Source organism: Streptomyces sp. NPDC057638, assembly GCF_042800315.1.
Classification (GTDB): domain Bacteria; phylum Actinomycetota; class Actinomycetes; order Streptomycetales; family Streptomycetaceae; genus Streptomyces.
Genome location: NZ_JBHVHF010000128.1, coordinates 1 through 21,392 on the forward strand (window position 1 = coordinate 1; position 21,392 = coordinate 21,392).

At 72.1% G+C, this 21,392-nt stretch carries 17 protein-coding genes; 1 reads left to right on the plus strand and 16 read right to left on the minus strand.

Going from position 1 to position 21,392, the window contains the following annotated elements; translation table 11 throughout:
* Positions 1–12 precede the first annotated feature (12 nt).
* Entirely contained in the window at positions 13–477 is a 465-nt protein-coding gene (locus ACFVIM_RS18610) for a hypothetical protein (RefSeq protein WP_384302445.1), read from the minus strand.
* Positions 478–986: 509 nt separating this feature from the next.
* Between ACFVIM_RS18610 and mobF the strand changes: the two genes are divergently transcribed.
* On the plus strand, positions 987–5,996 hold the full coding sequence (mobF, locus tag ACFVIM_RS18615; RefSeq protein WP_384302447.1) for a MobF family relaxase: 5,010 nt from the start codon (positions 987–989) through the stop codon (positions 5,994–5,996).
* A gap of 163 nt (positions 5,997–6,159) precedes the next feature.
* Here the strand turns inward: mobF and ACFVIM_RS18620 are convergent, their stop codons facing one another.
* From ACFVIM_RS18620 to ACFVIM_RS18690, 15 genes are all read right to left on the minus strand, one after another.
* Positions 6,160–7,383: a nucleotidyl transferase AbiEii/AbiGii toxin family protein gene (locus ACFVIM_RS18620; RefSeq protein ID WP_384302449.1), complete on the minus strand. Its 1,224-nt coding sequence runs from the start codon at positions 7,381–7,383 to the stop codon at positions 6,160–6,162.
* A 6-nt stretch (positions 7,384–7,389) separates the two neighbouring features.
* Positions 7,390–7,824: a hypothetical protein gene (locus ACFVIM_RS18625; RefSeq protein ID WP_384302451.1), complete on the minus strand. Its 435-nt coding sequence runs from the start codon at positions 7,822–7,824 to the stop codon at positions 7,390–7,392.
* Between the two features lie 31 nt (positions 7,825–7,855).
* Positions 7,856–8,707 (minus strand): hypothetical protein, encoded by an 852-nt coding sequence (locus tag ACFVIM_RS18630; protein WP_384302453.1) that lies wholly within the window; start codon positions 8,705–8,707, stop codon positions 7,856–7,858.
* Complete coding sequence (locus ACFVIM_RS18635; RefSeq protein ID WP_384302455.1) at positions 8,704–9,228, minus strand: hypothetical protein; 525 nt, start codon at positions 9,226–9,228, stop codon at positions 8,704–8,706. The genes ACFVIM_RS18630 and ACFVIM_RS18635 overlap by 4 nt, the downstream gene beginning before the upstream one ends.
* Entirely contained in the window at positions 9,221–10,702 is a 1,482-nt protein-coding gene (locus ACFVIM_RS18640) for a type IV secretory system conjugative DNA transfer family protein (protein ID WP_384302477.1), read from the minus strand. Before ACFVIM_RS18640 ends, ACFVIM_RS18635 begins: the two co-directional genes overlap by 8 nt.
* Before the next feature lie 5 nt (positions 10,703–10,707).
* On the minus strand, positions 10,708–11,688 hold the full coding sequence (locus ACFVIM_RS18645; RefSeq protein ID WP_384302457.1) for a hypothetical protein: 981 nt from the start codon (positions 11,686–11,688) through the stop codon (positions 10,708–10,710).
* Positions 11,685–11,993, minus strand: a complete 309-nt coding sequence (locus ACFVIM_RS18650; RefSeq protein ID WP_384302459.1) for a hypothetical protein — start codon at positions 11,991–11,993, stop codon at positions 11,685–11,687. Before ACFVIM_RS18650 ends, ACFVIM_RS18645 begins: the two co-directional genes overlap by 4 nt.
* Before the next feature lie 16 nt (positions 11,994–12,009).
* Positions 12,010–13,422 carry an ATP/GTP-binding protein gene (locus ACFVIM_RS18655; RefSeq protein ID WP_384302461.1) on the minus strand — a complete coding sequence of 471 codons (1,413 nt, stop codon included), beginning with the start codon at positions 13,420–13,422 and terminating at the stop codon, positions 12,010–12,012.
* The gene (locus ACFVIM_RS18660; protein ID WP_384302463.1) at positions 13,419–14,954 is read right to left on the minus strand and encodes an SCO6880 family protein; all 1,536 of its coding nucleotides are present in this window, start codon (positions 14,952–14,954) and stop codon (positions 13,419–13,421) included. The genes ACFVIM_RS18655 and ACFVIM_RS18660 overlap by 4 nt, the downstream gene beginning before the upstream one ends.
* Complete coding sequence (locus ACFVIM_RS18665) at positions 14,954–16,657, minus strand: hypothetical protein (RefSeq protein ID WP_384302465.1); 1,704 nt, start codon at positions 16,655–16,657, stop codon at positions 14,954–14,956. Before ACFVIM_RS18665 ends, ACFVIM_RS18660 begins: the two co-directional genes overlap by 1 nt.
* Before the next feature lie 121 nt (positions 16,658–16,778).
* Positions 16,779–17,552, minus strand: a complete 774-nt coding sequence (locus ACFVIM_RS18670; protein WP_384302467.1) for a hypothetical protein — start codon at positions 17,550–17,552, stop codon at positions 16,779–16,781.
* A gap of 11 nt (positions 17,553–17,563) precedes the next feature.
* Positions 17,564–17,878 (minus strand): hypothetical protein, encoded by a 315-nt coding sequence (locus ACFVIM_RS18675; RefSeq protein ID WP_384302469.1) that lies wholly within the window; start codon positions 17,876–17,878, stop codon positions 17,564–17,566.
* Positions 17,879–17,957: 79 nt separating this feature from the next.
* Positions 17,958–18,947 (minus strand): NlpC/P60 family protein, encoded by a 990-nt coding sequence (locus tag ACFVIM_RS18680; protein WP_384302471.1) that lies wholly within the window; start codon positions 18,945–18,947, stop codon positions 17,958–17,960.
* 8 nt (positions 18,948–18,955) lie between these two features.
* Positions 18,956–19,579: a hypothetical protein gene (locus ACFVIM_RS18685; protein WP_384302473.1), complete on the minus strand. Its 624-nt coding sequence runs from the start codon at positions 19,577–19,579 to the stop codon at positions 18,956–18,958.
* Positions 19,580–19,771: 192 nt separating this feature from the next.
* Positions 19,772–21,307, minus strand: a complete 1,536-nt coding sequence (locus ACFVIM_RS18690) for a SpaA isopeptide-forming pilin-related protein (protein ID WP_384302475.1) — start codon at positions 21,305–21,307, stop codon at positions 19,772–19,774.
* Positions 21,308–21,392: the final 85 nt, after the last annotated feature.

The following is a 21,392-nucleotide window of genomic DNA, read 5'->3' on the forward strand; positions in this document are numbered from 1 at the left end:
CGTTGAAGGTCCCTACGCGGCCGAGGCGCCCTCCGGCGCAGCGCCGTCGGCATCACCCTGGACACCACCGGCGTCGACGGGCGACCCGGCCGGAGCGGCCGCCTTGCTAACCGTCGGCTCCTGCTCATCCGTCGCCTTCACCTCTTCCTCCTCGGAATCCGGCTCCTGCTCGTCCCCCTCGGCCAGGTACCGCCGGATCTCCCGCAGGGTCAACCCGAGGTTCTCCGACGCCACCTGCTGGCCGCCGAAGGCGTCCACCGCGTCGCGCACCGCCCCCGCTATCTCCTCCTCCACGGCGGCGATATCTCTTGCGGCATCGTCCTCGATCTTCGCGATCTGCTTGTCCCGGTCGTCCTCGATCGAGCCCCGCTTCTTCTCCAGCCGATCCAACTGGTTGACGGCGCCCAGCTGCCGCTTGTGCTTGTCGCGCAACCGCTGCCGGCGGTCCAGTGCTGCTTCGTTGGTCCGTGAAGTCATATGCCGATCCTATGCAGCCGCCCTCCGGCTTCCGGAAGCTCCCCCTCCGGAAGTGCGGCCCGGCCACTGTCACGCGGTCCGCCCGGGCCGAACTGCCGAAGAGTCACCCGCCCCCCCCGGGCAGCGCACCCGGACGCCCGGGCGCCTCCGGGTGGATCCGAACCCGACCCGGATGCGCTCCACCGAAGACGCTCCTGCGAGATCTTCCTGCTGTCGCTCCAGGACCAGTTCCCGACACCACCTCCATCAGACTGGCACCCATGTAACCCTCCCCCTCCCTTGGCTCCATCGCTCCACGACCAGAACCAAGGACTCCCCATCGCAGCTCAGAGAGCCTCTGAACTGCGAATACGTCAGGCTCAGCCTTCCGTTCAAGATCATCCGACCACACCATGTGCATTACCTTTGGCATATGCCAACTGGTCGCATACGATCACCGGTATGAACGACTCGATCACGCTCCCCGCGGCCCTGGGCCGGAGCGCGACGAGCTACCCCTGGGATCGCCCTTGCTGACGATCCATCCCGTCAGCGCCGGCACCGGAATCGACTACCTCCTCAGCACCGTGGCGAGCGACGACCGCACGCTCGGCGTCAAGGAGACCGCCGAGCACTGGGCCGCCGGCGCCGACACCCCCGGCACCTGGATAGGCCGCGGTGCCGTTGCCCTCGGCCTCACCGGGGAGGTCTCCCGGGAGCACGCTGACTCCCTCTTCAAGTACGGCGAAGACCCCCACACCGGTGAGAACCTGGGGCGGCGCTGGCGCCAGTACAAGACCGTCGAACAGCGGTACACGGAACGGCTGGCCCAGGAACCCAAGGCGTCCGCCGCCCGCAAGCAGAGCCTCCGCGAGCAGGTCGAGCGAGAGGGGGAACGCGCCGCCCGAGCCGGATGGGAGATGGTCGTCGCCCCGGTGAAGAGCTTCGGCATCGCACTCGCCCTGGCCGACGACGAGGGCCAGGAGAAGCTGCTCCAAGTCGAGGAGCGGGCCTTCCAGAAGATGTGGAACCGCATCGAGTCCGACGCCGCCTACGCGCGGATCGGGGCCAACGGGGTCGCCCAGATACCCACCGACGGTCTGACCGCAGCCATCTTCACCCACCGCTCCAGCCGTGCCGGCGACCCGGCGTTCCACCGCCACATCGCCATCAGCTCCAAGGTCTTCGCCGACGGGAAATGGCTCGCCCTCGACGCACGCCCCCTGCACCGCCAGCGCGTCACCTTCGGCGAGGTCTACGCCGCCGAACTCGAACGCGGCATGGCCGAGGTGCTGGGCATCACCGCTGAGGAACGGGAGGACACCCTCAGCTTCGACAAGCGCCCGGTGAGGGAGTTCCGCGGCATCGGCAAGGAGCTGATCAGCGAGTTCTCCACGCGTCGGAAGCAGACGGAGGGCCACCTGCGGACGCTGATGAGCGAGTTCCGGCTGCGGCAGGGGCGCGAGCCGAACCGCGCCGAGGCGTACCAGCTCGCCCAGGCGGCAGCCCTGACCCAGCGTCCCGACAAGGAACTCCGGAGCCCCGAAGAGGAACGCGCCCACTGGCGCGAGCGGGCCCGCCGGTGCGGGCTCCGGGCCCCGGAGAAGGTCCTGGAGACCGGCCGCCAGGAGTCCCTTCGAGCCGAACGGCGCGCGCCCCGCACCCCGGAGGAACACGCCCTGGAGGCGCGGAAGGTGGAGCGGCTGGAGGACATCCCGGCTGCCGCGGTCCGGGTCCTCGAACGGCAGCGTGAGACCTGGACGCGGCCCAACGCGGAGGCCGAGGTCGTCCGCCAGCTCGTCGGCAGCGGGTGGCACATCACCCTGGGCGGCCAGTTCGAGGAGGCCGTCCAGCAGCTCACCACGGCGGTGCTCTCCCCTGAGCACTGCGAGCTCGTGGACATGCCCGACCTCCTTCCCGTCCCCACCGCCTACCGGCGTGCGGACGGCACCTCTCTGTTCCACGACGCCGGGTGCACGCGCTTCACCTCGCACGCCATCACGGCTGCCGAACGGTACGTCGTCGAGGCCGCGCAGACGCCCGCAGCTGCACGGCAGCTCACCCGTGAACAGGTGGACGCCGCCCTGGACGCCGGCCACGCACAACGCGGATTCACCCCCAGCGAGGAGCAGCTCGCGATCGTCCACGGCGTCTTCACCGGCGACCGGCGAGTCCAGGCGGTCATCGGCCGGGCCGGGGCGGGCAAGACCACGATCATGGCCCTGATCCGTGAAGTCGGCGACGCCTACGGCATCCCGGTCATCGGGTTCTCCAACGGCCAGGTGCAGGCCGATGTCCTCGCCGAGGAAGCGGGCATCCGTACGGAGAACGTGCGCCGCTGGCTCATGATGAGCGAGCTGATCTCCCCGGGTGCGCGGCAGTGGACGCTGCCCGCGGGCGCCATCGTCATCCTGGACGAGGCCGGTCAGGCCGCGTCGACCGACATGGCGGACCTCCTTCGCCAGGCGACCGCGGCGGGAGGCCGGCTCCTCCCCGTCGGTGACCCCCTCCAGCTCGGCGCGCCCGGCCCCGGCGGTCTCCTCGCCCACATCGAGGCGGACGCCGGCGCCCTCTACCTGACCGAGGTCCGGCGCTTCCGCGATCACGACGGCAAGCCCCGGACCTGGGAGATCGAAGCCTCCAAGGCCCTCGCCGAAGGCGACTCCACCGAGTCCTTCGAGGCGTACCACTCCCGCCGCCGCATCCACTTCGGCAGCGCCGACGCGATGGAGGCCCAGGCGTACGAGGCATGGCTGGCCGACACCCGGGACGGGCTCGTCTCCATCCTCGTCGCGCCGGACAACGCGACCGCGTCTGCGCTCTCCGCCCGCGCCCGCGACGATCGCGTCAGCGCCGGAATCGTCGACTCGACCAGGACGATCCGGTTGCACGACGGGAACATGGTCGGAGCCGGTGACCGGATCGCCACCCGGGCCATCGACCGGCGCATCCCCGTGCGCGGCGGTCGCGGCTACGTCCGCAACGGCGACATCTGGACCGTCACCAAGGTCCGCCGCGACGGCAGTCTCGTGGTCCGCTCCGACCAGTCGAAGGCGCGCACCGTCCTGCCGCCTTCGTACGTCGAGCGATCCGTGGAGCTCGGCTACGCCATCACCAAGGACCGCGCGCAGGGCGTCACCACGGATACCGCGCACGCCCTGTTCGCGCCCGGAATGACACGCAACGCCGCGTACCCCGCGGCGACGCGGGGGAAGTACGAGAACCACATCTACCTGGTCGTCACCCCCGAGACCGACCCCATCGTCGGGGAACCCGACCCCATCCAGACGGCGCGCCAGGCATGGGACCGTATCGTCGGCCGCGACGGTACGACCCGCTCGGCCACGGTCGCCCAGCGGGAGTCGCTGGAGGAGACCGGCGCGCTGTCCACCCTCGTGCCGCGTCTCCGGTTCGTCCTCGACGACCTCGCCGGGGACCAGTTCATCCGGCAGTTCCGTGACGAGGTGCCGATGGCCGACGCCATCGTCACCTCGGACGCCTGGCCCGCTCTCCGAGACCTCCTGACCCGCATCGAGGCCGGCGGACAGGACCCCATCGCCGCCGTACGGCGCGTACTGGTTCAGAGAGATGTCGCCGACGCCGACGATGTCGCCGCGGTGCTCCACTGGCGTCTTCACCAGGACACCGAGGCCGTGGCGGCCCTTCAGGTGCCCGAGGTCGGCACGGTTGGGAGCCACCCCGGCGCCCGCCTGCTGGACCAGCTCCGGCTCACGGTGCCCGCCGCCGACAGCACCGAGAAGGGCATCTACGCGGCGGAACTCGCCCAGGCCGTCACCGCCCGCGCCGACTATCTCGCCGTCTCCGCTGTGGACGACGCGGTGCTCGGCCAGGGGTGGGCCGCAGCCTACGGGCCGCGCCCCGACGCCCCCGAAGAGAGCGCTGCTTGGCGCGCCCGGCTTGCCGCCGCCGCTGCGTACCGTGACCTTCTCCAGCTCGCGGACCGGTCCCCGCTCGGCCCCGCCCCGGCGGATGGACCCGAGCGGCTACGGCGCCTGTGGCGCGATGCCCAGATCCCGGAAGACCCCGCTGCCGTGACCGCGCGCGTGCTGTCGGCCGCCGACGAGGGAGCCCGCTGGCTCGACGCGCTCGGTCCCCTCCCGTCGGCCGACGATCCCCGCCAGTCGGCGTGGCTCGCCGCCGCCACGGCGATCGAGACCTACCGGAACCGATGGGACTACGGCCGGGAGGACATCGCGCTGGGCTCCCGCCCGATCGAACCCGTCCAGGCCGCCGACTACGACGACGCCCGCGCCCAGGTGGACCGCTTCCACCAGAGCACGCCCCCGCGCGCCACGCCCACGGAGCAGGACCGGACCGAGCTCCAGCGTGCCGTCCAGCGCGGCGAACTCGGAGCGATCCAGGCAGCGCAGGCGGCCCGGGCCGAGGACACCGCACACACGTCCCGCCGTGAAGCCCGACGAGCCGAACAGGAGGCGGCCGACGCCGAGAACCGGGCGGCGACCGCCCGGGACGCCGCGGCCAGCAACGGCCGGCGCACCGACGTCCAGGTGCCGGAAGCCCGCGCCGCCCACCTGACCGGTGCCGCCGAGCACGCACGGCAACTCGCGCAGGAGGCCCGTCAGCGTGCGGAAGAGGCCGAGGACCGGGCTCGGCTCCACGGTGCCCGCTCGCTGGAAGCGCGCGCGGACGCCCGCGAGGGGCAGGACGCTGAGCGGGCACTCGGAGCGCTCGACTCGGCGGCCGCCCCCGCGGCCCCGTCGTGGCGCGAGCGCCCGTTCGGCACCCTGCCCGACCGGGCACTGCGGGGCGCGGAGTCGTCGGCGCTCGCCCGTGCTCGCCTCGCCGACACCGAAGCGGATGAGGCATACGCCCGCGCGGACCGGCTTGACCACGACGCCGCCGACGGCGTCCGGATCGAGACCGAGACGGCTGCCAGGGCGGAGCGGATCGACGCCATCCAGACCCGGCGTCAGGCCCGCCTCGACCTCACCGCGGCAGTGGAAGCCGGGCAGGCGGCGCGGGACGATCTCGGCGTGCTCACGGCCCGGCTGGAGGAACGCGGCTCGTTCGGACGGCCGGCCCTGCGCGGCGCTGCCCGACGGGATATGGAGCTCAGAGCGGCACAGGCGGAGGACCGCCACGCCGAAGCCGACCGGCATGCCCGGGAGGCCCGGGACCTGATCGACCGGCTCGCCGACCTCGCTGGACCGGAGCATGAGCACAGCCTCCTGCTGGAGGAGTGGCAGCGACTGGGCGGCAGCGCCGACGCTGTCGTCGCGGCGGAGAAGAGGATCGCGGCCGGCGACGCGACCGCCGCTCGTACGCAGGGAGACCGGATGCGGCGCCGGGCAGAGGAGCAGCGTGACCGCGCGGCCGGGCTGCGCGGGGAACGCGCCGTGCGGGCCGCCCTGCCTGTGGACCTCCGCCGGGCGGAAGAAGCGGAGCGGGCGGGCGACGGCCGCGTTGCGCACCAGCGGCAGGTCGCCGAGAGCGCCGAAACCGCGGCTCGCCGCCAGCTCGGGGACGAGCAGAACCGCCGGGACGGGAACAGGTACTGACACGCCTTTCGGCGTCGGCGACACGCCGCTGGTGCGGCCGTCCCCGGGAAAGACGGCGGCCGGGTCCAGAGAGGAAGTGCCCCTCCTGGACCCGGCCGTGCGACCCGTATGCCCCGTCTTGCGCTCCACGCCGGGCGCCGCGCCGGTGCGGCGCCCGGCCGGATCAGGCCCGGGCGGCGGCCTGCTGCTGGTGAGCGGTGGCCGCCGTCGCACGGGCCACCACCGACGCCCGGGTGGGGTCGGCCTGAGCCGCGACCTGCCCCTGAATCTCGCGCCGGATCACGGTCTCCGCCGCCCGCTCCCCCGGTGTCAGGCCGGCCCGGCGCTGGACCTCACCGCGGACGGTGCCCTCCTGCTCCCGCAGCTCCCGCGCTTGCCCCCGGGCCTCCACCGCCCGGCTCGCCAGCCGCTCGACATCCTCCCGCTCACTCGTGACCGCCCGGCGTACGACTTCGTCGTCGGCGTTCATGTCCCGCAGGGCCGCTGCCAGCGATCCCCCACCGGTCTCCTCGAACTGATGCCGGAGCCACCCGGCCTCCCGCTCGGTCTCCACGGCGACCTTGTCTGCGGCGCTGGCGAGCTGCTTGGCCTTGGCGGCCGTCACCATCAGCTCGTTGTCGCTCATCAGCGACTGAGGGGAGTTCGCCGCGATACGGTCCGCCGCCCGTTCCGCCTGGTCCTGGACGAGCGGCTCGATGCCGGACGCCGGCCCCGTGGCCCGTACCGCGAGCGGGTCGGGCTTCGAGGTGGCGACATCGTCGGCCCACGCAAGAACGTTCCTGCGCACTTCCGCCGCCTTGTACGAGTCCGTCCCGTAGGCCGCGAAGGTCTCGTCCGGGATCTCCGCGACCTTGCCGAGCTGCGACCGGAACACCACTTCGTTGAGCGGCGACGGGCTGGCCGCCAGGCACTCGTCGACGAAGGGGGCGCCCAGGTGGACGTTCATGTCGGACAGGTCGATGTAGTCCTTGGCCTCCGTCCGCCAGGCGATCGCCTCCGCCTTCATCTGGACACAGTCCTGGACCGACATCACCCGAAGGCCGTCGATCTGCTCGGGCAGATACGCCATCTCCATCGGCACCATCTGCACCGTCACGGCTTCACCCGTAGGGGTGCGCACCGCGAGATTGGCGGCCTGGTCCATCCCGAAGACCCGCTCAACGGCGACCTCGTAACCCGCGTCGGTCAGGGCGGCGATGACCTCCGCGCGGGCCTGGATCGCGTCCGATCCGATGTCCGGCTGGTTGAACAGGTCGATGTCGTCGACCGGGCGGTCGATGATTCCGTGGGCCCGTAGCGCCATGCTTCCGGCGAGCGCGTAGTCATACCGCTCCCCCACCGCGTCCAGGGCGACGGTGGCGATCCGCCACTTCTCCGTCTCGTCCATGCCCGATCACCCGCGGGCGAGCCGGGGGAACCGGCTCTCCCAGACACCCATCACCGGCCCCTCGGCCAGCCCCGTGCCCCACAGCCGCTCCAGCAGACCGGCGTTGAGGAGGGCGTACTGCTGCTCCGCCGTCCCGTCCGCCAGCACGGCCCGGTACAGCTCCCAGACCGCTCCCGCGTTCGACAGGTCCACCTCCGGCGGGACCGCCTCGCGCACGAGGGCCTCCGGGACACGGATCGTCCCGGAAGCGGGCCCGGCCAGCCGGTCGATGTCATCGACGACCGCGAAGCCCAGCGAGGCCCGCCAGCGGCTGAGCGCGGGGTCGTTCATCGCCTGAGCGATGTCCGGCGCGAGCCGGCCCTCGGCGACCGCCCGCTGAAGCTGCTCCTGCCGGACGGTACGAACGCGGCCGTCGCGCTTGCGGGGGGTGGGGGTGCTCATCGAGCTCTCCTCCTTGTGTCGTGCGCGCCGACTAGGGCGCCTGGTCTGCGGGAATCGCGTTGACGAGCCATCGGTAGGCCCGGCGGTGAGCAACGATGATCTCGCTCTCGACCAACGTGGCGTCCCCCTGGGCGAATCGCACCAGCAGGGCGTGCAGCCCGGCCGCGGTCTCCGCCGCCGCCGTGCTGGAGTCCCGGGCGGCGGCGACCAGGACGTGCGCCAGGGCGGCGATGTCGCTCTGCACCCCGGACAGTTCGATGGTGCGCGCCCGCCGCTGCCGGAGGGGGGACGTGCTCGTCGCCCCGAGGGTGATGGACGCCAGCTCGCGCGACGGGGCGGCGTTGCGCGCTGGATAGGGGACGGACCACGAAACGGTCAGCCAGGGCGCGACGGGCTCCGGCACCGAGATGGTCCATTCGCCGTGGAAATCGTCCTGCCGGGCCACCGCGGTGGACAGCGCGGCCCGCCGCGCCTCGTGCCACCGGTGCTGTTCTCCGCCGTAGGCGACGGCCGTCGGCCGGTCGGGCAGAACGGCGAAGAGCGGGAACCCGCCTGCCATGTCGAGGGTCGAGGTGAGCCCGTCCCGCAGCGGCCAACCGGGCTGCGCCGGACGTGTATCGGCCATACGCCACCACTCGACGGGACGGTCGAGCAGAGGGCCGTCGCCAGGCCAGTCCATCACCCGGGTGAACCGGGCGCCGACGGCGTCCCTGCCCAGGAGCAGGGCGACCGACTGCGTGGACGGAGGAAGGCGCAGGCGCTTCTCGACCTGGCCGCGGAGGGCGGAGCCCCCCTCTCCCCGGAGGTCGGCCACGGCTGCCCACCGCGGCCAGATCCGCCCGGCCGGAGGGGCGGGCTTCGTCGGCGGTACGGGATCGGTCACTGCTCCACTCCCTGTCGGATCAACTCGGCGACGGCGGGATGCCGGGCCTCTGCGGTCATCTCGTCCGAGGTCTTGGAATGGACGAGGAACGCGTGATCGGTGTCCTTGAAGTCCCGCGGGCGCTGCTCGACGTGCTGCTGAGGGCCGCACTCCTTGAGGGCGAGCCGGGGCATCGTCCGGTACAGGGCGTCGATCCACTCGACCTCGGCCGTGTCCCGTTTGCTCCCCGGGGTGTACGTCCTGACCCAGGAGACGAACAGCGCGGTGAGGTGCTCGCGGACGTCTGGGTGCCGGTACCAGCACGGCGTGACGTGGGAATGCGTCCACGGGTGCGTACGGACCAGCCAGTGGACCCAGGTCCGGAGCTCGGCCAGCCGCTCGCGGCGGACGGGCGGCTCCATCGCCTCCCAGACCCACCCGGCCAGGTCCGCCTCGTCGTCCTCGGCGTCGTCGAGGATCTCGCCGGTGTCCTCGTCGACGAGGAAGTCGGCGGGATCGTCCGCGGGCAGTCCGTCAGGCATGTGCCGCCTCCTTGCGGGTGGGGGCCTCGTTGATCAGCTTCTGGAGGTCCTCGTCCTCGAACAGCATCCGCAGGCGGACCCGGACCGGGCGCTGGTTGCCGTACTGCACGACGGCGGTCCCGTCCTCCAGCTGCTGGAGCTCGTGGATGGGGGCGAGGTCGCGCTCGCCGGTGGAGGTGGTGCTGGAGCGCCCGCCGTCGCTGCCCCGCGTCACCGAGGCCCGCTTCACCTCGGCGCGGCCCAGCATCGTGTTGAAGTACCGCAGCGTCTCCGGATCCGCGACGCCGGGGAGCAGCATTCTCAAGGGCGAGGCGGAGAAGACGGTGTTCGCCTTGTCGTCGCCCAGTGAGGTGCGCAGCTGGGAGAGGTCGTGCCAGATCGTGAGCATCACGATGCCCTGGCCGCGGCCCGTGGTGAGGACGGTGGCGAGGTCCGGGTACCGCAGGACGTTGCCGGCTTCGTCGATCAGGAGGCCGAGGGCGGGCGAGAGCGGCTTGCCGGTACGGCCGTACTGGGTTTCGGCGGCGTGGATCACCGAGGCGATCAGCGCGGTGATCAGAGGGGCGAAACGCTTGCTGTCCGACGCGGAGGCGACGATCGCGATGGTGCCGCCCTGGGCGATGACGTCCTCGGCGGTGAAGTCGCTGCCCGAGCTGGTCTCCCGTACGGCTTTGTCCTGGTACACCCTTGCGATGACGTTGAGGGTGAGCTGGACCGAGCCCTGGCCGTCGGCGTGCAGTCGCCGCCACGGCGAGGCGTAGTCCTCGGCGGCCTCCGTGAAGCCGGCGTCGAGCAGGATGCCCTCGACCGTGTCGACGGCGTCCTTCCCGAGCGAGAGCCAGCGCCGGAAGGCGGTGATGCCCTCCTCCGACACGCGGGCCGCCAGGAGGAGGCCCTTGATGATGGGCTGTGCCTGCTCCAGCCAGGTCTGCGCCTTCGGGTCGGCACTGTTGGACGACGCCTCGGTCAGCCACTTGGCCATCTGGTCGGCGTCTTCTTCGGTCTTGCAGTACTCCACCGGGGACCACCGCGCCGTCGAACGGCCGGGTATCCCCTTGGGCGCGACGACATAGACCGGGCCGAGCGCGGCCCGGCGGGCGTAGATCATGTCGAGGTCGGACGCCTTGACGGTGGTGATCACCAGGGGCCCGGCCCACTCCAGGGCGTTCGGCAGCAGGAGTCCCATGGACTTTCCGGAGCCGGGGACGCCGAAGGCGAGACCCGACAGACACGGCTCGCCCGCGACGAGTTTGCGGGTCACGGTGCCCCGGCCGGCTATCAGCCGGTCAGCGCGGGCATCAAGGTCCGGCTCGGCGCGCAACCGTTTCTCCACCGGGCGCCCGCCCCACATGGCGCCGTCGGTGTTGTTGCGGTTCCACGGCTTGAGGACGGCGGCGGCCACCGGAGCGGCCACGCCGAGCAGCGCCCAGGGGGCGTACTGGACGAGGCCGCCGCCTCCCATGAGCGAGGGCATGTCGGTCACGAGGTCCTCCGGGTGAGGGGGGTTGAGGCGGGTGGCGGGGAGGCCGTGGGGGTCTTGGTCGCTGCCAGCGCGGCACGTACGCGGGCTGCCCCGGCGGAGGCGATCTCGGGGCTCACCGTGCCCGGAGGGGGGAGATCGGCGAACTGGGGCGGGACCGGCGTTGGATGCGCGGGTGGCGCGGGACCCGGGCTCCGTGGGCTGGTGGCGGGCGCGGCGGCCTGGGCGCGGTGGTGGTCCTGGCGCCGTTCCGCGCACCGGACGCACGGGGCCTCCGAGTCGAGGACGGTTCCGTCCTCGCACCGGGGGTCCGGGCACGGGCCCGGGCGCAGCAGCGCGATGGCCACTCCGACGGGACGGTCGAGTTCGGTCGCCTTCGTCGCGTAGCCGTGTTCCCACCAGCGGCGCAGGACGCGCGCGGCCAGTTCGTCCGAGGTGCGGCCCGCGGCCAGTGCCGCTGTGGCGGCGGACTGTACCGACACGGGGAGCGGGGTCGGGAGCAGGCGGGTGAGCTGGCCGGGCAGGGCTTCGAGCACGCGGCGGACCGCGGTGGCGGTCGCCAGGTCGATGTCCTCGGGCAGTGGAGCCGATCCGGGCCGGGCGGTGGGACCCGTCGCCTCGGTCCCGGCAGTGGCCGGTCGCTCGATCGTGACGGATGTGGCGCTCTGGTGCTTGGCCCGTACCGCCTCCACCTCGTCGTCCGTGGCCGGGGTGGGGTACACGTACAGGTCCGTGGCCCACCGTCCGTCTGCCTCGTACTTGACCCTGAGCAGGTGTCCGGTGGTGATCAGGGCCCGCGCGGCGGAGTGGATCCGGCGCGCGGGCAGACCGTGCCGGTCGGCGACGTCGGCCAGGGTGACCTTCTCGCCGTCGTCGCGCCCCCGGAGGTCGTCCAGCAGGATCCGGGCCGCCGCGTCGAGCTCCCGGTCCGAGGTGCTGAGGGGCACGGTGCCCGGGCGGCGCCCGTGGAAGACCCTCATCTGCCGGCCTCGGCGGGGTGGACGGCGAAGCCGTCGCGGAAGGGCCGCAGCAGACAGGGGCGGCTCCAGAACCGTGCGGCGTACGGGGCGAGTTGGTCGTGCGGGGTGTCGGCGGGGAGACGGACGACGGGCTCGTACCGCTCGTCCCCGCAGCAGTGGCAGAGGAAGAAGGCCCACCAGCCGCCCTGCTCCGAGGAGCGGTGCCCTGGCGCCGCTTTCGGGCGGGAGGGCTCGAAGACCAACTGGCCGAGCAGCGGGGCGCTGGGCGTGTGCGAGGGCGTGCCGGTGGGGGCGAGGGTGTTCATGGGGGTCCCAGGGGTGTTACGCGGCGGCGGTCTCGGCCATGGCGTTCGAGGAGAAGCAGAGCTGCTCCTCGGTGCTGGTCAGGAGGTGCTGGACGCCCGGGTAGACGGTCTCGCCCACCTTCCAGAGGGCCACGCCCCGGCGGAGACGCGGGATGTGGTCGCTGGTCCAGGCCGGCAAGCCGAGGCGGGCGACGACCGCGCGTGCTTCGTCGGACTTCATCGAGTACACGATCAGGGTGTCCGCCATCTTGAGCGCCGCCGCCGTTTCGGCGGAGTCGTCGATGTCCGAGAGGTGGTGGACGATGAAGATGCAGGAGAGGCCGTACCCTCGGGCGAATTTGAGGAACTTCTCCAGCAGCCGGGCCAACTCGGGTGTCCCCAGGATGTGCCAGGCTTCCTCGAAGATCAGAATCCTCTTGACCTGCGTGTACCCGCGGCAGCCGGTGGCGGGGTTCGCGCCGCGCTTCCAGGCCCCGGAGGCCGCATCCGTGACGACGCGGTCGTGTGCTTCGGGGGCGGTGCCGCACTCGCATTCGCCGCGGAGCCACACTTCCTCCAGGAAGACGGCGATCACCGCCATGAGGATGGTCATGGCCGCGCCCCCGGAGGGGACCCGGGCGAGGTCGAAGACGATCATGAGTGCGTCGAGGTCGATGCTGAGCGAGGTGGGGCCGTCGAGCATCCCCACGAGATCGCCGCCCCCGGCCACGTCGTCCTCGGTCCCGCCACACATCCGATCGACTACGTAGGACGCCTCCAGCCCGTCGCCGAGCAGTTCCTCGGCCGTCCTCTTCTTCGCGGCCGCGTCCTCGGCCATGGGGTGCCGGAGGGCGTACGCGACGTCGGACAGGACCGCGGGGCGCCCGGCGGCGTCGGCGCGCTCGTTGGCGCGGCGCACTGCGATGCGCAGCGCGGAGCCCGCGAACTCGTCCAGTCCTCGTCCGAGGCCGAGCTCGACGATCGTGCGTACCAGTTCGACCTGCCGGCGGCCGCTGATCGCCGGGTCCAGCGGGTTGATGCACGCCGACCCCGGGCCGCCGCCGGGCACGAACTTGATCGGATCCCCTCCGGTGAGGGCACGGCACACGGCCGCCCACTCGCCCTCGCCGGACTCCTTCTGCTCCTTGGTGTCCAGGACGGCCAGGCGGCGGCCCATCCGGGCCTGCCGCAGGGCGTACGTCTTGGTCAGCGCGGACTTGCCCCGGCCGGTGTCCCCCATGACCAGGGCGTTCCCGCCGGGGAGTCCGTCGCCGAAGCAGTTGAAGGGGCAGTAGATGAACGCCTTCCCGCTGAACAGCTCTCGTCCGATCACCGCGCCGGCGGTTCCGAGGGTGGGCGGGGAGATGGGCAGGTACAGGGACTGGGAGGCGCGCGTCGTCGTGTAGAGGGGGCGGCGCGCCGAGGTCTTCGCGGGGGCGAGGAGGGTCACTTCTTGCTCCTGATCCCCGCCGCGAACGGCAGCGTGTTGACGAACGCGCGGTGGTGCTCCAAGTCGAGCCACTCGATCCGGAGATGGGAGGAGCGGGCCTTGGCCTCCGTGTTGCGCTTGGTTTTGGACAGCTCGTGCTCGGTGCGGGCGGAGACGGTGAGGTAGCCGACGATCGCCGAGCCGGCCGCGCCGGAGGCGGCCAGCTCCATGCCGCGCTTGGCCGTGGCCTGGGTGGCGATGAGGTCGCGGGGGTCCAGGTTGCGTCCCAGCCGGGCGTTGCGCTGGATCTCCGCCTGGTTGTTGGTGTCCTCGCTCATCATGCGGTCCACCGCGCGGTCGTTGGGCTCCAGGTGCTTGGTGATGGCCACCGTCCGGATGACGTCCGGCAGTCCGATCAGGAGCGGGGCGAGGAAGTCCGGACCGACCGGGGAGGTCGGCCATTTCACGACGGCGGCCGTCGCGTGGTACCAGCCGTCCGTGGAGCCGGCGGCGCGCGCACGGAAGTGCCGCTTGCCTCGGATGTCCACCTGGCGGGGGAAGGCGTGCTGAAGGGGCAGGGCGTCGTCCCAGATCAGGTGGTCGGGGTTGTAGGCGTTGCGGACCAGGGCCGTCAGCGCTCCGAGGTCCACGGGGGCGACGACGCGCAGCTCGGCGTCCTCGCACCGGGCCCACAGTTCCTCGGCGGCCGCGGTCATGACCGCGGCGACCCCGTCGTCGCCGGCGCCGTGCTCGAAGGATTCGGCCGCGAAGTCCTTCGTCCAGGTGGCGTGCGCGACCACGTAGTAGCGGTGCTCCTCGGCGCTGGTGCTCACCGCGGAGGCGAGGGCGTCGTAGGAGTGCGCCAGCCACTCGGGCACCTGGGCCGTTGCCGGGGACTGGGCCCGGGAGTCGATGTGCTGCTGGTGGGCCTCGGGGTCGGACTTGAGCTGGCGCGCGAGGACGGAGATCCGGTCCACGGGGCTCTCGGAGTTGCCGAAGCTGTCGAGGAGGCCGCCCCATCGTTCGAGCGCCAGGTTCTGGTCGGCCCGGTCCCTGCCCGCGTGGCCGCGGGAGGCGATCTCCAGGGCGACGGTCACGCAGCCGTTCTCCGGCTGGAGGACCACCGCGATGTCCTGGCCGCGCACCGACGCGGTGAGCGGGCGCATCTTCGTGATGCCGGGGGCGGGCTCCAGGGCCTCCTCGGGCGCTTCACCGTCCTCTCGTACACCGGCCTCGATGGCGGGCGAGGTCCACACTCCCCCCGTCGTCTTGACGATCTGCTTGTAGTCGCGCTGGATGCGCCACCACTTGTAGAAGGTCCGCCGCGACGACGCGCCGCCGGGCTTGTACGGCACGAACACCGCTGCGGCGGCGGTGCCGACGATCAGGGCGGCCGCGAGGATTGCGAGAACGGGGATGGAGGAGAAGACCCAGACGAGGGCCACGGCGAGCGCGGCCGCGCCGACCAGGAAGACCTGTTCCCCCAGGTCGCGCTTGCCGACCAGCCCGGTCGGCCGTTCCTTGCCGAAAACGTAGGTGCGGTCTGCGGCCACTACTGGTCACTTCCCTGGATGGTAGGCCGAGACGGAGTTCCCGGTGCTGACGGTGGAGTGGAGGGGACGGTGGACGGCACCGCGCGTGCCGTGCTCCCCGCCGGGCGGCTGGATGAAGGGGCGGCGGGTGCTGGAGTTCCGGCCGCGCCGGGGCCCTCGCCCGACCCGCTGTCCGGCGGGGAACCGGCCGGTCCGCCGCTCGGGACGACGGACGGTCCCGCAGGGGTCGACGGTGAGCCGGAACTGTCCGCGGGCGACGACTCGGCCGTGGTCCCTGCGGTGTCCGGGGCCGGGACGACGGACGGACCCGTGGGGGTCGAGGGCGACGTAGAGCTGTCCGCGGGCGACGACTCGGCCAAGTCCCCGGCGCCCGGGTTCGGGACGACGGACGGACCTGCGGGCGCAGTTCCTCCGGCCGACGGCGCAGCCGGGGTGGAAGCACCCTCCTCGGCGGACGAGGGCGCCTCGCCCTCGGAGGCCCCGCTCCCCGTCGGTACCACGGAGGAGCCACCGGGGTCCGAGGGGGCCGTGCTGGGCGATCCCGCGCTGGTGCTGGTCGAGCTCTCGCCGTCGCCAGCGCCCTGATCGGCGATGGTGTCCGCCGAGTGGGCCTTGTTCTTCACCGCGTCCGCGCCGGCCTTCACGGCCATCGCGCCTGCGGCGACGGGCCCGGCGGCGGCAGCGGCACCGCCGCCCGCCGAGGCGGCACCCTTCCCCGCCGCAGCAGCGCCCTTGCCCGCGACCACGGGCGAGTGCATCATCCGCGCGTTCATCGCCGACGAAGCGGCCTGCGCCGGGCCGGGGACGGCGGCGAGCGGCCCGGACTGCGCCGCGCCCTTCCGCGTGTTCATCAAGTCGCCCATCTGGTCCCCGAAAACCGGCAGCCACTTGTAGATGGACGCGCTGGAGAAGACGGCGAGGAACAGGAGCAGCGCCCCGACCAGGAGGGTGTTGACCGCGTCCGCGGCATCAGATTTCTCGGAGTTCATGATGGCCGCGGCCAGCCCGAACAGCGCGAACAGCACCGGCTTCGCCAGAAGCAGGGCGAGCAGCATCCCCGCCCACTTCTTGCAGCGCGGCCACAGGTCCCGGTCGACCAGGCTTGCGGCCACCAGGGGCCCGACCGCGGCGCCGACGTACAAGGCGCCCGCGCGGATCAGGAGCTCGATCCACACCAGGATGGCGGCGACGATGAGGAGGAGGAAGACGATGATCATGACGACGGGCAGGTTCATCGGCTGGGTGCTGCCGATGACCTTGGTCATCTTCTCGATGAACTCCTGCCCCTCCTTGATCGCGGTTCCGGCGAAGACCTTCGTGATCTCGTCCACGGCCCTGGTCGCGTAGAGCAGGACGGCGGGGGTGAACGCGGAGACGACGACCTGGGCCAGGAGCAGCCCCACGGCCTCGCCCATGGCGGTCGGCAGAGACGTTCCTGCCGCGGCGCGCTTCGCCACGGCGATCAGCCAGAGCACGACGGTGAGGATGCTGCTCACCGCGAAGATCAGGGCGTACTGCTTGAGGAAGCCGGGGTTCGTGAAGTCGACCGTGGTGCTCGCCTCCATGAGCTTGACGATCTGCTCCAGGAACCACGCGGCCGCTTCGCCCATCTTCGTGGCGATGAACCCCAGCGGGTCCGACATGAAGTCGACGGCCGTGTTGGCTCCGTCCCAGAGGTCGCACGCCACCGTGACGACGGGCATGTCGCACGGGTCCGGCAACGCGTGGGCCCGGGGCGCGGAGGCGAGGACCCACAACGGAGCCAGCAGGGCGGCGGCGAGCGCGGTCGGGATTCCGCGGTACGCGCGGGGAGACCGCCTGCGCTCAGCGCGCGAACGGGGCGACATCCGCGTCACCCCCCAGGTCCTGGAAGGCGCTCGGCGACGACGGCTGCCCGGCGCTCGTCTGCGGCACCAGGCCGGCGGACCGTGTGATGGTCGCGGCCTTCCAGTCCCCGTCCCAGCGGAGCGTGTAGTTCCACTGCGTGAACTCGCTGGTCGGCGGGAGCGGGGAGTCGGCGGCGGCGACACCGGTCACGGCGACGCTCCACAGCTCCACGGTGGCCAGGTCCTTGCTGAAGCTCGTCACCTCGGCCGCCAGGGTCGCGTGCCGGTTGATCAGGGCGGCGCCCTTCGCGGTCCGGCCGGACTCCAGAATCCCGAGCTGGGCCATGAGCTTGCCGGTCTGGGCGTCCAGGGTCGCCTTCCGCTGCCCGGCAGCCTCGGGGGCCATGACCACGTCGGTGATCTTGCGGCGGGTGTCGGGGTCGGCGAGGAAGGCCGTTGTGCTCTGCGCCGCCTGGAAGTTGCTCGCGGCGGCCTTCGCCCCCGCCTTGGTCCGCGGGTACCCCACGGGGACTCCGGCTTCGGTACGGGCGGCGCCGGGCGCGTCGGCCGTACCGGACGCCTTGTCCGGGCGGGGGCTTCCGGACCCGGGGGTGTCTGATCCGTCGTCGCCGGAGGCGAGGTTCGCGATGAGCAGCCCCGCCACCGTCAGCACGGCTATCACGGCGACGATGATGTTGAGCGCCCGGAAGCGGCGGCGCGGAGCCGGCCCGTCCGACCAGGAACTGGATTCGGTGTGGTTGTCGTTGCTCATGGCGTTAGTCCTCAGATGCCCATGGCGTAGACGAGACCGAAGATGGCACCGGCGCTGGCGACGAGGAAGATCCCCGTCAGCCCGCCGATGATCATGCCCTTGCCCTGGTCGCTCTGCATGGTGGAGTTGCCGGAGCCGAGCCAGCCCTTGCTCTTGGCGATGCCGACCAGGAAGATGCCGGCGCAGATGACGAGGACCAGGGCCGCGATGGCCCCGATGATGACCTTCGCCGTGCCGCCGAGGGCGCCGAACGGGCCCCAGTTCGGTTCGACGCCACCGATGACGCTGTCGACGTTGGCGAGGAAGACCGAGTCGCCGGAATACATGTGGTGCTCCTATGGATCAGGGGAGTGCGACCGCGCGGACGCGTTCCGCCGCGCGGGGGAAGGAAGGGAGAGCGGGGGGTCAGCCGATGTGCCGCATGGTGAGGATCTGCGGTTTCCAGTACGACAGCGGCGTGATCTGGACCGTCTTGCCGGTCCGGGGCGAATCGATCACCTGGCCGTTGCCCATGTACATGGCCACGTGCTCGGGGACGGCCGCCGAGCCCCGGGAGAAGATCAGGTCGCCGGGCCGGAGCTGGCTGACGTTGCGCACCAGGGTGCCGGACTTGACCTGGTCGTACGTGGTCCTGGGCAGGTCCACGCCTGCCGCGCCCCAGGCCATCTGCATGAGCGAGGAGCAGTCGCACCCCTGGGACCCCCGGTACGGGGCCTTGCAGGTGCCGCCCCACTGGTACGGGGTGCCCAGCGCCGACTTCGCGGCGGCGATGGCCCGCGCGGCGCCGCCGGAACCCGGCGGCAGCGGCACCTGGCCGTCGTCGAGCGCCGCCCACTTCGCCGCCAGCTCGGTGATCTTCTCGACGTAGTTGCGGGTCTCGTCGTACGGGGGCACTCCCCCGTACTGCTGGACCGCGCCGGGACCTGCGTTGTACGCGGCCAGCATGAGCTTGACCGAGTCGCCGGAGACGTTCTTGACGAGACCGGCGATGTAGCAGTCGTAGGCGACGGCCGCCGGCACCGCGTCCTCGGGGTCGAACGGGTCCTTCCGGCCGTCCTTGTTCCCGTCCACGCCGTGCGCGGCCCAGGTGCCGGGCATGAACTGCGCGATGCCCCGGGCCCCGACGGGCGAGCGGGCATCCGGCTTGAAGTTGCTCTCGGTGTAGAGCTGGGCGGCCAGGAGGCTCGGAGTGACCTGCGGGCAGGCGTCCTTCGTGGCCTTGTCGATGAGGACCCGCAGCCAGTCGGGCACGGGGGCGTCGCCCGTGATGGACCCGCCCGGGCCGGTGTTGGAAGCGCTCGCACCGCCCGCACCGCCCATGACGACCAGGAGGCCGAAGATCGCGGTGCAGCAGAAGGCGAGGAAGAGGCACAGGGCTTGAACGGTCTTCTTCATCCCGGCCCCTACGCGTACGGCAGCGCGATGACGCGCCACTCGCCGTCGCCGCCCCGTTCGAGCTGGAGCGCGACCTGCTTGAGTTCGCTGGTGGCCTTGCCCTTCGCCGGAGCCGTGGTCAGCCGGTACAGCACCCGGGCGAGCGCCGAGGTCCGTGTCGGGGCCGGGGCGCCGTCGGGCACGGACACCTTCGTCACCGTCGCCGTCACCCGCGTCCGGTCCTTCGTCCATCGCGCCCACAGGGAGGCGGTGGACGGCCGGGGGGCGCTGATCGCCGCGCCCAGGTCCGCTGATGCGAAGGCCGCGGCGCGCTTGCCCGCGTCCGTGTAGGAGCGGTCCTTACCGGGCCGTGCGTCGTGAGAGGCCCAGGCGGCGGTGAAGCCGGCGGCGGCCCGCCGGACCGCTGCCGGGAGTTCGGCGTCGGCGTCGTGGCCGGCGCCGTCCGGGACGGGGATCGTCCCGGTGCCCGGCACCGGCACGCCCTCCGGCGGAGCCGAGACGGTTGCGGGCCCGGGGTCGGGGGCGGACGGAGTGGAAGGGGCCGTGGAGCAGCCCGTGAGCGTGGCGGTGATCAGCGCGCCGCCGGACAGCACGATGCCGCATTTACGTATAAAACGTGACTGAATGGTCATGAGGGCTTGCCTGCTGTCGTCGGGCAGAACGAGGGGAAGAAGGAGGCCGTGGGGGAAGCCCGCTGGGTCGAAGGCGGGCTCCCCCACGGGCCGCTGCTCCGGGGCGTGCGTGGTCAGCGCACGCGGTCCCGGAGGTCGAGGCGGCTCAGAGCGCGACGGATTCTTCGCGTCGCGTAGCGCAGGACGGTCAGGTCAGGACCCGGAAGAGGAAACGTTCCTGCGGCGGCGGGTGACGATCAGGGCGATGCCACCGGCGAGGAGGAGTCCGCCCGCGATCACCGCGGCCTGCGTGGTCCGGCTCGCCCCGGTCTTGGCGAGTTCACCGTCCGAAGGCGGCGTGGCCGGCGGTGCGTCGGACGCCGAGGGAGACGGCGGCGTGCTCGGCGGACTGGTCGGCGGGGTGGTGACCGGAGGCGTCGTCGGCGGCGGGGTGACCGGCGGGGTCGTGGGCCGCGCGACCGGGCTGTTCAGGACGGTGATCACCGCCTGGTCCCCCGGCTTCACCTCGAACCGCTGAGGCGTCGGGTCGAACTCGTACCCCTCGGGGGCCCGCGTCTCGACCATCCAGTAGACGCCCGCCGTGAGGTCGACCGGCTCCGAACGGCCGTCCTTGCCGGTGGTCACCGTCGTGATCAGGTCACCGGGCGCGCCGTTCGCCCCGGAGGGGCGGTTGCCGCGGATCTCGTACGTCGCGGGCGAGGCGACGGGCTTGCCGGTCTTCCGGTCCTTCTTCAGGGCGATCACGACCGAGGCGGGCTCGAAGCGCACCGAACCGGAGACGGCGAGCGTCTTCTTCTCCGCGGCGAAGTAGATCAGCCGCTGCATCGGGTGCCCGGACACCTTCTTGTCGGTGGCCCAGAACGTCGGGGTGTTCACGGTGACGTCGGCGGTGAAGCCGGCCCCGGCCTCCAGCCCCGGCTCGGCCGGGGTGAAGGCGAACGCCGCCTCGCCCCGGGCGTCGGTCGCGCCGACGGCGCCGGGCGTCTGGGGCTTGGCCACGTTGTCGAGCCGTGTCGTGTTCACCTGGACGCCGGGAACCGGCTTCGAGCCCTGGGCGAGCTTGACGGTCAGGCTCTTCTCGGCGGGTGTGCGCTCGTACGGGAACGTCTTGCCGGTGTCCGGCACGGTCAGGGCGTAGGGGGCCGCGTCGATGTCCGCGACCTCGCCGCGCAGCCGGTTGAACTCGGAGACGACCGGCGCGGTGTCCACCTTGGAGTCGGCGCCGTACCCGGAGACCGCCCCCTTGGGCATCCCCTTGTCCAGCCACGACTGCCACGGGATCTTCTCCCCGTTGAAGCCGCTCTCGTCCACACCGTCGCGGTCGGCCAGGGCCCAGGACAGCAGTGAGGCGGCGGCGGTGGTGTTCCGCCCGGCCGAGGTGTCGGGGAGCTTGCCGTACCGGGCCGCGAGGTGCGCGAGCTGCGCCTTCGTGTCCTCGCTCAGCTCGTTCGGCGCCTTGGCCGGCCGGTAGCCGTTGTCGGTCTCCTCCTTCGGGCCGTACAGGTTGAAGTCGAGACAGAACGCCGGAGAGCCGCTGTCGAGCGTGTGGGTACCGCCCCAGAAAGCGCTGCGCCCGGTCTGGAGGTGCCAGCCGACAGCCCGGCCCTCGTTCCCCTCCCGGTCGGCCGCCGCCGCGGGGGTGGCGAGAAGCACCGGGCCGGCCAGTACGGCGACGGCGGTTCCGGCGCTGGCGAAGGCCGATGACCCTTTGCCTATGAAAGATCGCATGGAAAGATGCCCTCTTCGGGGTACTGGACCACGGCTTCCTACGGCGATGTGGTCCAGCACCCGGTGAACCGCGGCCCTGCAAGGC